The organism is Bacillus sp. 275, from assembly GCF_001999205.1.
GTDB classification, from domain to species: Bacteria; Bacillota; Bacilli; order Bacillales; family Bacillaceae; genus Bacillus; species Bacillus velezensis.
In genome coordinates this window covers 3,195,694-3,208,917 of record NZ_CP019626.1, presented here as the reverse complement: position 1 = coordinate 3,208,917, position 13,224 = coordinate 3,195,694, and the positions used below count along the sequence as shown (strand labels likewise).

Sequence of the window (13,224 nt, the reverse complement as noted above, 5' to 3'; positions counted from 1 at the left end):
GGAGAAGGGGGTTATTTTGTTTACTCGACTGAATCAATGTTCGGATCAGCTTCAGAAATCCAGGTCTTGGTTTTAGTTGGCTCCCCGCACATGGACTGGAATCGTTTGACTGCATTTGCGCTGTTTTCGGGCTGTAAATATCCTCATCAAACCGTTCATCAATTGAAACTGACTCATTTACTGATGTAAGTGATTTTAAATAAATGGCAGAAAAACCCTCCTCATCTCGAGAAGGGCTCTGACTTATACTTCTTTTTCTCTAAATCAGTCCGAAGAAACTAACTGATGCCGCTCAACTTTTCAATCGAAGGGCTTCATCGGGCTCTCCAACTATTTTCCCCTATGCTTTTCTTTTGCTTTTTGTTTTCTGATTAAATATTTTTGTTCCTTTATTTTTTCTCTTTGTTTTCTATTCAGTTGTTTTTTCTTTTCTTTTCTTGCTTCAAGCTCCTGTTTTATCGCTTTTTGTGCCTTAGTTGATATCCCGATATTTTTCATCTCTTTAGAAGCTTGTCGCTGCAATCTTTTTGGGTTTAATTTCTTAGATTTTGCTTTAACACAAACCCCTTCTTGTTCAGTGTGGGAGAGAGTCTGTAAAAGTTGATTATTAACAAAATGCATTATTTCTGAATCCTTTGGCTCTTGTCCAAACAAATGACGAATTGCTCTTAATTTCCCGTCATTCACAACTTCAATGACTCCTACCCAAAACTGACCATCGTAGTAAACCGTTAATTTCATAACGATTCCCTCCTCCTAAATTTACTGAAGAATGATGGACATCCCGAGGAGGGGAAGGTTACTGACATTTTAAATCATGCATCCGGACTACCAACCGAATTGTGTTTTTTCATTCTCATTATAAATCTAACAAACTTTCAAATTGAAGGAAAGAGGGTCTCCGCTTATTTTAACAACACTTCAAGTTTTGCTTTGGTATCAGGCCCATAAATCCCATCAGCTTTTAATCTACTGCAATCGCTGTTTTCGCTCCATGTGCGCCGTCAATCCCGAAGTTCTTTGTTACATGGTAAGCCGCTTCATTCATCGGAATAATGCAAATGGCATTTGTCTGAACTACAAAATGCGAAGGTGCAAACTCTAATTTTCTCCACAAAAAAAAGCAGCTTTACGCCGCTTTTTTACTTTACGAAGTGAACATTTTAACGATTTGCATGGCCAAGTAGGCGATTCCGGCGCCGATTAACGGGCCGACGGCGACGCCTCCGAAAAGCGCGACGGCAAGTATCGTGCCGATGACCAGCGCCGTTGTAATATGAGGGTCGTTTTCCAATAAGGTGAGACCGTTTTTGGCGATTAAGGCAACCGCGATCCCGGCACCGAGAGCGATCCACGCATAATATGATTTCATCGCTTCTCCGAGCTGTTTAAAACCGATATCGCCTGTGGCAATCGGCACTAAAACGGCGATTGTAATGACGGTGACTCCCCAGTTGATGCCTTTTGACTGAATAACCGGAAATAGTTTCTGATCAAGACCGACAGCTTTTATCACAATGAGAAAGCCGACGGCAAAAAGCAATGACTGATTTTTGGCTACCAATGCGATGGCCAGCAATAATAGTAAAAATAAATTCGCCTGTGTAAACATCCTGAAAGCACCTTCTTTCATCATATCTGTATTCATATCCTTTTTTTTGACGAATAAACTAATGTAATAGGACGTGCCGACCGAGAGGAGGATCGACGTGAATCCGCACTATGCAACTGTTTTTTTCCGCGCGCTGTTTGTACTCGCTGCGGCCGGCGGCGCTTTAGCGGCCGGTTACGCCTCATTTCCGTTAACTTATCCGTTTCTGATCGCCCTTATTCTGTCATCAGCGATCATTCCCGTAGTTGACTGGCTGGACAAACTGACGGGGCTGCCCCGGTCAGTCAATACTGTCATTGTCCTGGTCTTCTTTTTGCTTATTCTTCTTGGGGCGGCGACATTTCTCGTTGCGGAAATCATTTCGGGAACCGCCTATCTGGCCAAAACGCTCCCTCCCCATATCAGCGCCTTTATGACGTATTGCGAAGAGCTGTTCACTTCCCGCATTCAGCCATTGTACCACGAGCTGACTGTCCTATTTAACGGGCTTGAAACCAATCAGCAGGCATCCATCGTGACGCATATTCAGACCCTCGGTGATACAGCCGCTAAAAATGCGGGGCTGATGCTTTCACATCTTTTGGAGCTGGTGCCGAAATGGATTGCCTTCCTTCCCAATACAGCTGCCGTCTTCATTTTCGCAATGCTGGCGACTTTTTTTATGACAAAGGACTGGCATAAGCTGAAGGCGCTGCTTTATTCCATTTTTCCGGAACGGGTTTCGGCAAACGCCAAGGCCGTATCGGGAGAGCTGAAAAAAGCGATGGCAGGTTTCATTAAGGCGCAGGCCGTGCTCATACTTTTCACGATGATCATTGTCTTTATCGGACTTTTTCTTTTAGGGATTGAGCATGCGGCAACCATCGCCTTTTTTATCGGCCTGGTGGACCTTCTCCCGTATCTCGGCGCCGGGTCGGTCTTTGTTCCCTGGATTATGTATTTGGCCATTGCCGGTCAGCTTCCTCAAGCGATCGGTCTCGGTGTTTTATATATTGTGGTTCTTATCCAGCGCCAGCTGACGGAGCCGAAAATTTTAAGCAAGTCAATCGGACTTGATCCGCTTGCGACCTTAATCGCCCTGTTTGCCGGCTTTAAATTGTTCGGAATTTTAGGACTGGCTGCGGGGCCCGCGCTGCTCGTTTTCATTCAGGCCTTTATCACAACGGGCGCTTTAAAAGAAATATGGGCCTATATTACTGTTCAGTCCAAATAAAAACAGCAGCCCTGTAAGAAGGCTGCCGTTTTTATTTGATAATGATCCGCTTGTTTTTTGACATGCCTCTCAGCCATTTGAACAAAAGCGGCTTCATGCGGTTCCGAGTGAACGGAATCAGAAGACAGGCCCCTGCAATATCGGACAGAAAACCCGGAAGCATCAAAAGCAGGCCTCCGAAAAAGACGCATATTCCGTCAAGAAGCGCTTCCCCCGGCATTTTGCCGTGCTGCAGGTCGCGCATCACCCGATGATACACATCGGTTCCCTGTCTTTTTGCCACCAAGGCGCCTAACACGCCTGTCAAAATGATGAGAAGGAAGGTCGGAAAAATACCGAGCCATTTTCCCGCCAGCAGAAACAAACCGATTTCAATTGCCGGACATACGATAAACAGTAAGAATAACACTCTCATTTTTCTGCCCTCCTGCCCTTCTAAAAGCGCGTCACCGCCCGCATGGGAATAGGAAAATCAACCTAAAGACAAAAGAGAAGGGAGAACCCCCCTCTCTTTTTTAAAGCTGTTTAAAGAACGCTTGCGCGGCCTTCATACACAGCGCCGCGGGCAGCGTCAACTGTGATAACCTGTCCTTCTGTTAAAACTGAAGTTGCGTTCTCAAGACCGACGATAACCGGAATGCCCAAGCTTAAACCGACAACGGCTGCATGGCTTGTCAGACCGCCTTCTTCAGTGATGAGCGCTGATGCTTTTTCAAGTGAAGCGATCATGTCGCGGTCAGTGCTTGAAGCAACCAATACTGCGCCGTCTGTCATTTTTTGTTCAGCTTCTTTCGCATTTTTTGCAACAACGACCGGACCGAATGCAGATTTGCGTCCGATGCCTTGCCCTTTCGCGATAATGCTGCCGACAGTGTGGACTTTCATCAGATTCGTCGTGCCTGATTCACCGACAGAACCTGCTGTAATGACAATCAGATCACCGCGTTTCACGATGCCGCTGTCAAGTGATTTTTGAACCGCGTCTTCAAGCATTTCATCGGTTGAATTCGCGTTTTGGCCGCTTGCCGGGAATACACCGAATACAAGGCCGAGTTTGCGTGATACAGACTCATTAACCGTAACGGCTACAATCGGAGCCTGCGGACGGTATTTCGCGATCATACGCGCCGTATGGCCGCTTTCTGTAGGGGTAACGATAGCTGCCGCACTCAGATTGATCGCCGTGTGCGCAACTGATTGGCCGATCGCATCGGTAATCGTCATGCCGACCTGATCTCTGCGTTTAGACAGAATTTCTTTGTAGTTCAGAGATTCTTCCGTGCGTGTGGCGATGTTAAACATTGTTTGAACCGCCTCGACAGGATATTGTCCCGCAGCCGTCTCACCGGAAAGCATGATAGCGTCTGTGCCGTCGAAAATGGCGTTGGCAACGTCACTTGCTTCAGCGCGTGTCGGACGAGGGTTGCGCTGCATGCTGTCAAGCATTTGTGTCGCAGTAATAACCGGTTTGCCTAGCGCGTTGCATTTTTTGATCATTTCTTTTTGCACGAGCGGCACTTCTTCGGCCGGAATCTCTACGCCGAGGTCTCCGCGCGCTACCATTAAGCCGTCAGATACTTCCAGGATCGCATCCAAGTTGTCCACGCCTTCTTGGTTCTCGATCTTAGGAATGATTTGAATGTCAGACGCGTTATGCTCTTCAAGCAGTTCGCGGATTTCCAGGACATCCGTAGAACGGCGTACAAATGACGCAGCGATGAAATCAACGCCTTGCTCGATACCGAATACGATGTCTTTGGCGTCTTTTTCAGTAATTCCCGGAAGGTTGACGCTGACGCCGGGAACGTTTACGCCTTTTTTATTTTTCAGCGTGCCGCTGTTTAAGATTTTTGTTTTGATTTCGTGTTTTTCCGGATTTGATTCTAGCACTTCCAATCCGATTAAACCGTCATCCAACAGGATGATAGACCCTGCCGACACGTCGTCTGCCAGGCCTTCATAAGAAACTGAGAATTTTTCAAGCGTTCCCAGCACCTGTTTCGTAGAAACGATAATTTCATTTCCCGCCTGAAGCTCAAGCGCGCCGTTTTCCATATCGTGCGTGCGGATTTCCGGACCTTTTGTATCGAGGAGAATCCCCACGTTTTTGCCGAGCTTTTTGCTTGCTTCTCTGATGTTTTTGATTCTTGCGCCGTGCTCTTCGAAATCACCGTGTGAAAAATTCAGACGAGCAACGTTCATACCCGCTTCCATCAATTTTGTCAGCATTTCTACACTTTCACTGGCCGGACCGATTGTACAAACGATTTTTGTTTTTTTCAACTCGTTCACTTCCTTCTGAAATCTTCAGCTTCTTCCGCCTTAAATAGACAGTTCTTTTGAAAGCTGATACATGTTTGGTTCAACAGTATGTTTTGATTCTAAAATTTCTATAATATCATGGTCTACAAGCTTGTTGTTTTGTATACCTACGCAGCGTCCGCCTTTTCCTTTAAGCAGAAGCTCAACCGCGTAAGCGCCGAGGCGGCTTGCAAGAACCCGGTCAGAAGCGCTTGGAGATCCGCCGCGCTGGATGTGCCCTAAAACGGATACCCGTGTTTCAAGGTTCGTTTCTTCTTCGATGCGTTTTCCGAATTCAACCCCGCTGCCTACCCCTTCTGCAACGATGATGATACTGTGTTTTTTGCCGCGGTCGTGCCCTCTCTTCAAACGGCCGATAATTTCCTGCATATCGTAGTCCGCTTCAGGAATTAAAATTGATTCCGCTCCGCCTGCAAGACCTGCCCATAAAGCAATGTCGCCCGCATGGCGCCCCATCACTTCAATAACGTATGTACGCTCATGAGACGTAGCGGTGTCACGGATTTTATCAATCGCATCAATTACGGTGTTTAACGCCGTATCAAATCCGATCGTAAAATCAGTTCCCGGGATGTCATTATCTATCGTACCCGGTACACCCACACACGGAAACCCGTGTTCCGTTAATTTTTTCGCACCCATGTATGAACCGTCTCCGCCGATGACGACAAGACCTTCAATGCCGAGTTTCTTTAAATTTTCGATTCCTTTTTCACGGCCTTCAACTGTTTTGAATTCAGGACATCTGGCCGTGTACAGCTTTGTTCCGCCGCGGTGGATGATGTCACCGACCGAACCAAGCTCCAGTTTCTCTATTTTACCGCTGATTAATCCTGAATAACCGTTATAAATTCCGTACACTTCGACGTCGTGGTAGATAGCTTTCCGCACAACCGCGCGCACCGCAGCGTTCATACCCGGGGAATCCCCGCCGCTCGTTAAAACTCCTATACGCTTCATTTCCTATTCACCTCAGCAACATATATATGTTAAACATATCATGATCATTGCCCTAAAACAATGAAAAGGGACGCCTGAGCTCCCATGAAACCTTACCTATTATACAATTAAATAAATTGTTTTTAAATAAAATTTAAGGAATATCACAAAAATCACAAAAAATAAACGTGAGCCATAGGCTTCACGTCTATTCAGTTTACCCCGATATATTGATCCTCAACCGAAACTTTCCCGATTGCTTTATATTTTTCATAGCGCTGTGAGATCAATTCTTCGGCGTTCAATTGAAGAAGAGATTTTAACGTTTCTTTAAGAATACCGTCAATGTAGCCCGCCTGCTGCTTAATATCATGGTGAGCTCCGCCCTTCACTTCTTTAATCATATCATCAATAATTCCTAAATCTAATAAATCGGGCGCAGTAATCTTCATGGATTCGGCCGCTTTTTTCGCAAGGCCGGAGTCTTTCCACAAAATGGATGCGGCTCCTTCAGGAGAAATAACGGAATACGTCGAGTTCTCAAGCATCAGCATGCGGTTGCCCACACCTAACGCAAGCGCGCCTCCGCTGCCGCCTTCCCCGATGACGATACAAACGACAGGCACTGTCAGGCCGGCCATCTCGAACAGGTTCTTGGCGATGGCTTCACTTTGTCCCCGCTCCTCCGCCGCTTTACCCGGGTACGCTCCCTTCGTGTCGATGAAGCAGATAATCGGGCGGTTGAACTTATCCGCCTGCTTCATGAGACGAAGCGCTTTGCGGTAGCCCTCAGGGTGAGGCATCCCGAAATTGCGGACAAGGTTTTCTTTCGTGTCTTTTCCGCGCTGATGTCCGATGACGGTGACCGGCATGCCGTGATATTTGGCGACTCCGCCGACAATCGCCGCATCATCTCCGTATGTTCTGTCTCCGTGGCACTCAAAAAAGTCGGTAAACAGGTATTGAATGTAATCAAGCGTCGTCGGCCGGTCGGGAAGGCGTGCGATCTGCACTCTGTCCCACGGCTTCAGGTTTTTATAAATCTCATCCTGGAGCTTGCTGAGCCGGTCTTCAAGTCTTGCGATTTCAGCGCTTAAATCCATCTCCGAATCTTGGGTGAATTTTTTCAGTTCGGCGATTTTCGTCTGCAGTTCAATCACCGGTTTTTCAAATTCTAATCTTGCAGCCACTCATGCTCACCTCCTGTTTGGTGCATGTCCAGCAGAAATGCGAGTTTGTCTTTCATGTCGTTTCGGTGAATCACCGCATCAAGCTGGCCGTGCTTTAATAAAAATTCCGCCGTCTGGAAATCTTCCGGCAGTTTTTCCCCGATCGTCTGTTCAATAATACGTCTTCCGGCAAATCCGATCAAGGCGCCCGGTTCAGCGAAATTATAATCACCGAGAGACGCGAAACTGGCTGATACACCGCCTGTCGTCGGGTGGGTCATGACAGAAATAATCAGTCCCTGCTCCTCACTGAACAGTTTTAATGCAGAGCTTGTCTTTGCCATTTGCATAAGGCTTAAGACCCCCTCCTGCATACGTGCGCCGCCGGAAGCGGTAAAGATGATAAACGGGACTTTTTCCTCTTTTGCTTTTTCAATTGCAAGCGTGATTTTTTCGCCGACAACCGAACCCATGCTGCCCATTCGGAATGTTGAATCCATGATCGCGATCACGGCCGGGAATCCGCTGATGGTTCCTTTTCCGGTAACCACCGCTTCATTCAGCGATGTTTTCTCACGGTCTTTTTCGATTTTTTCTAAGTATTCCGGGAAACCGAGCGGGTTTTCAGATATCATTCCCTGGTTGAATTCTTCGAATGAATCTTCATCCAGGAGGCTTTCAATGCGCTGCTTTGCATTCATCGGGAAATGGTGCCCGCAGTTCATGCAGACGCGCAGGTTTTTATCTAACTCTTTTGTGAGCATGATTTTTTTACATTTGGGGCACTTTGTCATAATGCCTTCCGGAACATCATGTTTTGCCTGCTCAGACGGCACGGAAGCATATTTTTTCTTTTTTGTGAATATATCCTTTAACAAATGATTACCTCCCTTTTGTGAAGGGTTCTCTTCACTGCATGTCTTCCGATTAGATAGACTTAATAATAACTTTACCGAAACTATTGTACTTTTTTTGTCAAACGGTGTCATCCTCCATTCGACATTTTTTGCTTCAAAACAGACGGAAACGGACGGATTTCATACCGTAAAAAGCGTTGTTCAGCCTTATCTGTCAGCGTTTTCAAAAGAAATAAGGATTCTGCTGAAATTTTTTTAAGACCTGCCCTTAAAAAAATTTCAGCAGTCCGTATATTGAACAGCAGCGCGTTGTTTTTTTCCAACGCGCTGCCATTTCATTTTTGTGTTATTATTCGCCGATGACCGTAAGCTGTCTTGTTTTTTCAGCCACTTCCTCAGGATCGACCGTAATTCTGGCGACGCCCGTTTCCATCGCTGCTTTCGCAACAGCTTTCGCAACGGCAGGAGCCACACGTTTGTCAAATGGAGCCGGGATGACATAATCAGCGCTTAATTCTTCCTCTGTAACAAGGGAAGCAATCGCTTCAACCGCAGCAATTTTCATTTCTTCGTTGATGTGAGTCGCGCGAACGTCAAGCGCCCCGCGGAAAATTCCAGGGAATGCCAGGACGTTGTTGACCTGGTTCGGGAAATCAGAACGGCCTGTTCCGATTACGCTTGCGCCGGCTGCGCGCGCGTCTTCAGGCATGATTTCCGGATTCGGGTTGGCCATTGCGAAGATAATCGGATCTTTCGCCATGCTCTCCACCATTTCTTTCGTCAGCGCACCTTCGACTGATACGCCGATAAAGACGTCTGCATCTTTAATGACATCCTGCAGCGAACCGTCGTTGCGGTCTTGGTTTGTAAACTTCGCCACTTCGTTTTTCACTGCGTTCATGCCGGCCGGACGCCCTTCGTAAATCGCCCCTTTAGAGTCGCACATTACGATGTTGCGTACGCCGAAATGGTAAAGAAGCTTGATGATCGCGATGCCTGCCGCTCCCGCTCCGTTTGCCACAACTTTAATGGATGACATGGATTTTCCTGATAATTTCAGCGCGTTTACAAGTCCGGCAACGGTTACGATGGCAGTGCCGTGCTGATCATCGTGAAAAACCGGAATGTTTGTTTCTTTTTTCAGGCGCTCTTCGATAATGAAGCAGTTCGGCGCCGCAATATCTTCAAGGTTGACACCGCCGAATGTCGGTGCAAGCAGCTTTACAGTGTCAATGATTTTGTCCACATCGTTTGTGTCAAGCGCGATCGGGAATGCATCCACGCCCGCGAAACTTTTGAACAGCACCGCTTTCCCTTCCATGACCGGAAGTGAAGCTTCAGGCCCGATATTACCGAGGCCGAGAACGGCTGATCCGTCTGTTACGACTGCTACCATGTTCCCCTTCATTGTATAATCATATACTTTGTTTTTATCGTCATAAATCTCTTTACAAGGCTCAGCTACTCCGGGAGAGTAGGCAAGGCTTAAGTCATCTGCATTTCTGACTTCTACCTTTGCTTTTGATTCCAGCTTTCCTTGATTTACTTTGTGTAAATGTAACGCTTCTTCTCTTAATGACATTCTAAACACTCCTTTTAAGTACTTTGTTACATATTCTGCCGCATAGACTGGTACAATCGCTGGAGGTGAAAAATTTCAGAATCTTTAAATAAGATAGCACAATTGTTTCAATTGTATAACAAAACGATTATTGTTACCACTATTTTAACACGACGTTTTCGCGGCCCAGCAGCTCTTTTAAACGGTATAACACCTGATGGTCCGCCTGAATATGAAAAGTATCCGGCAGCCTGATCGTCTGCTTGTCTTTTTCATAATAAAGATAAACGCCGGTTTCCCCTTTATGCTCCAGTAAAATACGCTTCATCTTTTCCAAAAACTCCTGATTGTGCCGGCTGCCTTCGATTTTGATGTAAACAGACGGCGCTCTGTCTGCCTCCGTCTGCTCAAGAAGAGAGGCGGATGACATGATGAATTGTGTCTTCTCCTGACGCTCTTCCATTTTTCCGGCGGCGAATAAAAGCGCGCCTTCCTTTAACAGCGGAGACAGCCTTCTATATTGGTCAGGAAACACGACGGCTTCCATTTCTCCCGTTTCATCGCTTAATGTGAGAAACGCCATATGCTGACCTGTCTTTGTCCGAATCGTTTTGATGCCCGCGAGCAAAGCGCCGATTGACAGCTGCCCCTTCGGCATCTGCCGCGCTGCTGTGATCGCTTGCGCCCCCCGTTTTTTCAGGAGATCCCTGAAAGCGGATAAAGGATGGCTTGAGAAATAAACACCGAGAGCTTCTTTTTCGAACCGAAGCTTGTCCACGAGCGGAAATTCCTCAGCCTCTACATATTTTGGCTTAATGGAGAACGATTCTTCCAAAAACAATCCCATTTGGTCATCGTCTGCACGAAAAAGTTCAGCGTGCTCTAAAGCCACATCAACGGAGGCCAGCAAGGCGGCGCGATTTTGATTGAATTCGTCCATGGCGCCAGAAAATATAAGGGCTTCGATTGCTTTCCGATTCACGCTTTTTGCAGGTACGCGAAAGCAGAAATCGAAAAGATCCTCGAACGGTTTATGTGTTCTTGCTTTATAAATATCTTTCACTGCCGAGACGCCTACGTTTTTAACGGCCCGCAAACTGTATCTGACGGCTCCGTTTTCCGGCGCAAACGGAAAACCGCTTTTGTTTATTGACGGCGGAAGGACTTGAATCCCGCTCCCCTTCGCTTCATGCAGATATTGCGATATTTTGTCCTCATTGCCGATGACGCTCGTCAACAGCCCGCACATAAAATATAACGGATAATGCGCTTTTAAATAGGCGAGCTGATAGCCGATCATGCTGTATGCGACAGCATGGCTTCTGTTGAATCCGTAGTTAGCGAATTTTACAATCAGATCATAGACCTCGTTTGCAGTGACTACAGAATACTCCTTTTTTAAGCACCCTTCAACAAAATGGCTTCGCTCTCTGTCCAGAATGTCCTTTTGCTTTTTGCTGACAGCCCGTCTGAGCAGATCCGCTTCACCTAATGAAAACCCTGCCATGCGCGAGGCGATCATCATTATCTGTTCTTGATAGACGATGACGCCGTAAGTGTCACTGAGAATATTTCGTACGTCCTCGTGCGGCACTTCCACACGCGCCCGCCCGTGCTTCCGGTCGATAAATAACGGAATATTTTCCATCGGTCCCGGCCTGTAAAGCGCGTTAACCGCGACAATGTCTTCCAGTCTTGACGGCTTCAGGCGTTTCAGCACGTTTCTCATTCCTGATGATTCCAGCTGGAAAATACCCGTCGTATCACCGTTTGACAATAGTGAGAACGTTTTTTCATCCTGATAAGAAATCTCGGAAAAATCAATTTTCGTATTCGTTTCTTTTTCAATCATCGTTTTAATGGATTCAATAAGCGTAAGGTTGCGCAAACCTAAAAAGTCCATTTTTAAAAGACCGAGATCTTCCAAGTGATCCATCGCATACTGCGTTAAATACACGCCGTCATGCCCTTCTTGAAGAGGGACAACTTCCGAAAGCGGCTCTTTACTGAGAACGACCCCGGCCGCGTGTGTTGACGTGTGCCGCGGAAGACCTTCAATTTTCCTTGCGATCTGAAACACTTTATGAAGAACGGCGGATTCGGACAGCCTCCTGTTCAGCTGAGCGGACTGCCGCCTCGCTTCATCAAGCGTCATTCCCGGTTTTGACGGAATCAGGCGGGCAAGCTGGTCGGCTTCTTTCGGGCTGATTCCGAACACTCTCCCGGTATCCCTTAACGCCGCCTTTGCGGCCAATGTCCCGAAGGTGATAATCTGGGCGACGTGCATGGCCCCGTACTTATTTTGTACATACTGAATGACCTCATCCCTTCTCGTATCAGGGAAATCGATATCAATATCCGGCATGCTGATCCGCTCGGGATTAAGAAATCTCTCAAACAGCAGAGAATGTTTAAGCGGATCCACGTCGGTAATGAAAAGGGAGTAAGCGACAAGCGAGCCTGCCGCGGACCCCCTTCCCGGGCCTGTCACAATGCCCTTTTCATGCGCGTACTTCATAAAGTCCCATACGATGAGAAAATAATCACTGAATTTCATGCGCCTGATGACGTCCAGCTCATATTCAAGCCGGCGGACAGCGCGCTCATCAGGAGTGCCGAAACGGAGGCGCAGCCCCTCATGACAGATCTCCGCCAAATAGTCATCGGCTGATTTGCCGTCCGGCGCCGGAAAAGACGGAAGCTGTGTCTGTCCGAGGCTGACATCGACCCGGCATTGCCGGGCGATACGCGCGGCTGCTTCAATCGCTTCCGGATGCCGCGTGTAAAGCTCTGCCATTTCTTCAGGCGCCCTCAAGTATAAGTCCGGCAGATTCCCGCTCTGATCCTCCCACTTCTCTCCGGCTTTAATAGCGCACAGACAGCGGTACGCATCTTGATCTTCTTTCTTGATATAACGGACATCTCCCGCAGCGCAGACAGCGATTTCCGTCTCGGCTGACAGGCGGAGAATCTCTTCTGATAACGTCTCATGTCCTTTAAACGGCTGGTACCCTAAATAAAAACGGCCGTCTCCGAACAGCTCCCGGAATCCTTCGGCAGCCCGGACCGCTTCTTCAAACTTCCCGGCTTGAAGCAGGCTTTCAATGTACCCGTTTTCACCGGGCGTAATGGCGATCAGCCCCTCATGATAGCTCTTCATCCATTTTCGCTTCATGCCGCCCTTTGCCATGGATTGCAGCGCACTTGAGATTTTCACCAGGTTCTGATATCCGGTGTTTGTCTCTGCTAAAAGAATGAGCGGGTGTGCTTCAAGCTCCGTATCGTCCGTGTATATAGAAGCCGTCAGACCGATAATCGGCTTCATTCCGTTTGATTTGCATGCTTTATAAAACTCAATGGCGCCGTACATCACATTTTCGTCCGTCAGCGCCAATGATGAATATCCGAGTTCCTTCGCTTGTGTAACAAGCTCTTTTACAGAAGCGGCGCTGTTTAACAGACTGTAGCCGCTATGTACTTGCAGGTGAACAAAAGACAATGCCGCCACTCCTTTCCCATACGTTCATTTTGCCTTTCTACATTATAAGACG

General features: G+C 47.3%; 10 protein-coding genes and 1 pseudogene. 1 reads left to right on the top strand and 10 read right to left on the bottom strand.

Annotated features, from left to right (window positions below; genetic code table 11):
- Positions 1 to 330: 330 nt before the first annotated feature.
- The 3 genes and pseudogenes from BZ167_RS15820 to BZ167_RS15815 form a co-directional block, all read right to left on the bottom strand.
- A complete protein-coding gene (locus BZ167_RS15820) occupies positions 331 to 741 on the bottom strand; it encodes a YjdF family protein (RefSeq protein WP_015240369.1) in 411 nt (136 codons plus the stop codon).
- A 164-nt stretch (positions 742 to 905) separates the two neighbouring features.
- Positions 906 to 1,021 (bottom strand): annotated as a pseudogene (locus BZ167_RS20560) (N-acetylmuramoyl-L-alanine amidase); the annotation flags it as partial.
- A gap of 126 nt (positions 1,022 to 1,147) precedes the next feature.
- Entirely contained in the window at positions 1,148 to 1,612 is a 465-nt protein-coding gene (locus BZ167_RS15815; protein WP_015417989.1) for a DUF441 domain-containing protein, read from the bottom strand.
- A 97-nt stretch (positions 1,613 to 1,709) separates the two neighbouring features.
- Here BZ167_RS15815 and ytvI point away from each other — a divergent pair, with 97 nt between their 5' ends.
- Positions 1,710 to 2,825, top strand: coding sequence for a sporulation integral membrane protein YtvI (gene ytvI, locus BZ167_RS15810; RefSeq protein ID WP_003152446.1), 1,116 nt, complete (start codon positions 1,710 to 1,712; stop codon positions 2,823 to 2,825).
- A gap of 31 nt (positions 2,826 to 2,856) precedes the next feature.
- On the opposite strand, the gene BZ167_RS15805 is transcribed toward ytvI, so the two are convergent.
- The 7 genes from BZ167_RS15805 to dnaE all read right to left on the bottom strand — a co-directional run bounded on the left by BZ167_RS15805 (position 2,857) and on the right by dnaE (position 13,172).
- Positions 2,857 to 3,240: an FxsA family protein gene (locus BZ167_RS15805; RefSeq protein WP_012118168.1), complete on the bottom strand. Its 384-nt coding sequence runs from the start codon at positions 3,238 to 3,240 to the stop codon at positions 2,857 to 2,859.
- A gap of 110 nt (positions 3,241 to 3,350) precedes the next feature.
- Positions 3,351 to 5,108 carry a pyruvate kinase gene (pyk, locus tag BZ167_RS15800; protein ID WP_031379141.1) on the bottom strand — a complete coding sequence of 586 codons (1,758 nt, stop codon included), beginning with the start codon at positions 5,106 to 5,108 and terminating at the stop codon, positions 3,351 to 3,353.
- Positions 5,109 to 5,147: 39 nt separating this feature from the next.
- Complete coding sequence (pfkA, locus tag BZ167_RS15795) at positions 5,148 to 6,107, bottom strand: 6-phosphofructokinase (RefSeq protein ID WP_007408068.1); 960 nt, start codon at positions 6,105 to 6,107, stop codon at positions 5,148 to 5,150.
- Positions 6,108 to 6,298: 191 nt separating this feature from the next.
- Positions 6,299 to 7,276, bottom strand: coding sequence for an acetyl-CoA carboxylase carboxyl transferase subunit alpha (gene accA / locus BZ167_RS15790; protein WP_060674806.1), 978 nt, complete (start codon positions 7,274 to 7,276; stop codon positions 6,299 to 6,301).
- Positions 7,261 to 8,133, bottom strand: a complete 873-nt coding sequence (gene accD / locus BZ167_RS15785) for an acetyl-CoA carboxylase, carboxyltransferase subunit beta (protein WP_003152441.1) — start codon at positions 8,131 to 8,133, stop codon at positions 7,261 to 7,263. The genes accA and accD overlap by 16 nt, the downstream gene beginning before the upstream one ends.
- 328 nt (positions 8,134 to 8,461) lie before the next feature.
- The gene (locus BZ167_RS15780; protein ID WP_015240371.1) at positions 8,462 to 9,694 is read right to left on the bottom strand and encodes an NADP-dependent malic enzyme; all 1,233 of its coding nucleotides are present in this window, start codon (positions 9,692 to 9,694) and stop codon (positions 8,462 to 8,464) included.
- Between the two features lie 139 nt (positions 9,695 to 9,833).
- Positions 9,834 to 13,172, bottom strand: coding sequence for a DNA polymerase III subunit alpha (dnaE, locus tag BZ167_RS15775; protein WP_061860779.1), 3,339 nt, complete (start codon positions 13,170 to 13,172; stop codon positions 9,834 to 9,836).
- Between the last annotated feature and the right edge of the window lie 52 nt (positions 13,173 to 13,224).

Coding starts and splice junctions, on each gene's coding strand:
- BZ167_RS15805 (WP_012118168.1), bottom strand. CDS start 3,240: ATGAGAGTGTTATTCTTACTGTTTATCGTATGTCCGGCAATTGAAATC.
- BZ167_RS15780 (WP_015240371.1), bottom strand. CDS start 9,694: ATGTCATTAAGAGAAGAAGCGTTACATTTACACAAAGTAAATCAAGGA.
- pfkA (WP_007408068.1), bottom strand. CDS start 6,107: ATGAAGCGTATAGGAGTTTTAACGAGCGGCGGGGATTCCCCGGGTATG.
- BZ167_RS15820 (WP_015240369.1), bottom strand. CDS start 741: ATGAAATTAACGGTTTACTACGATGGTCAGTTTTGGGTAGGAGTCATT.
- BZ167_RS15815 (WP_015417989.1), bottom strand. CDS start 1,612: ATGTTTACACAGGCGAATTTATTTTTACTATTATTGCTGGCCATCGCA.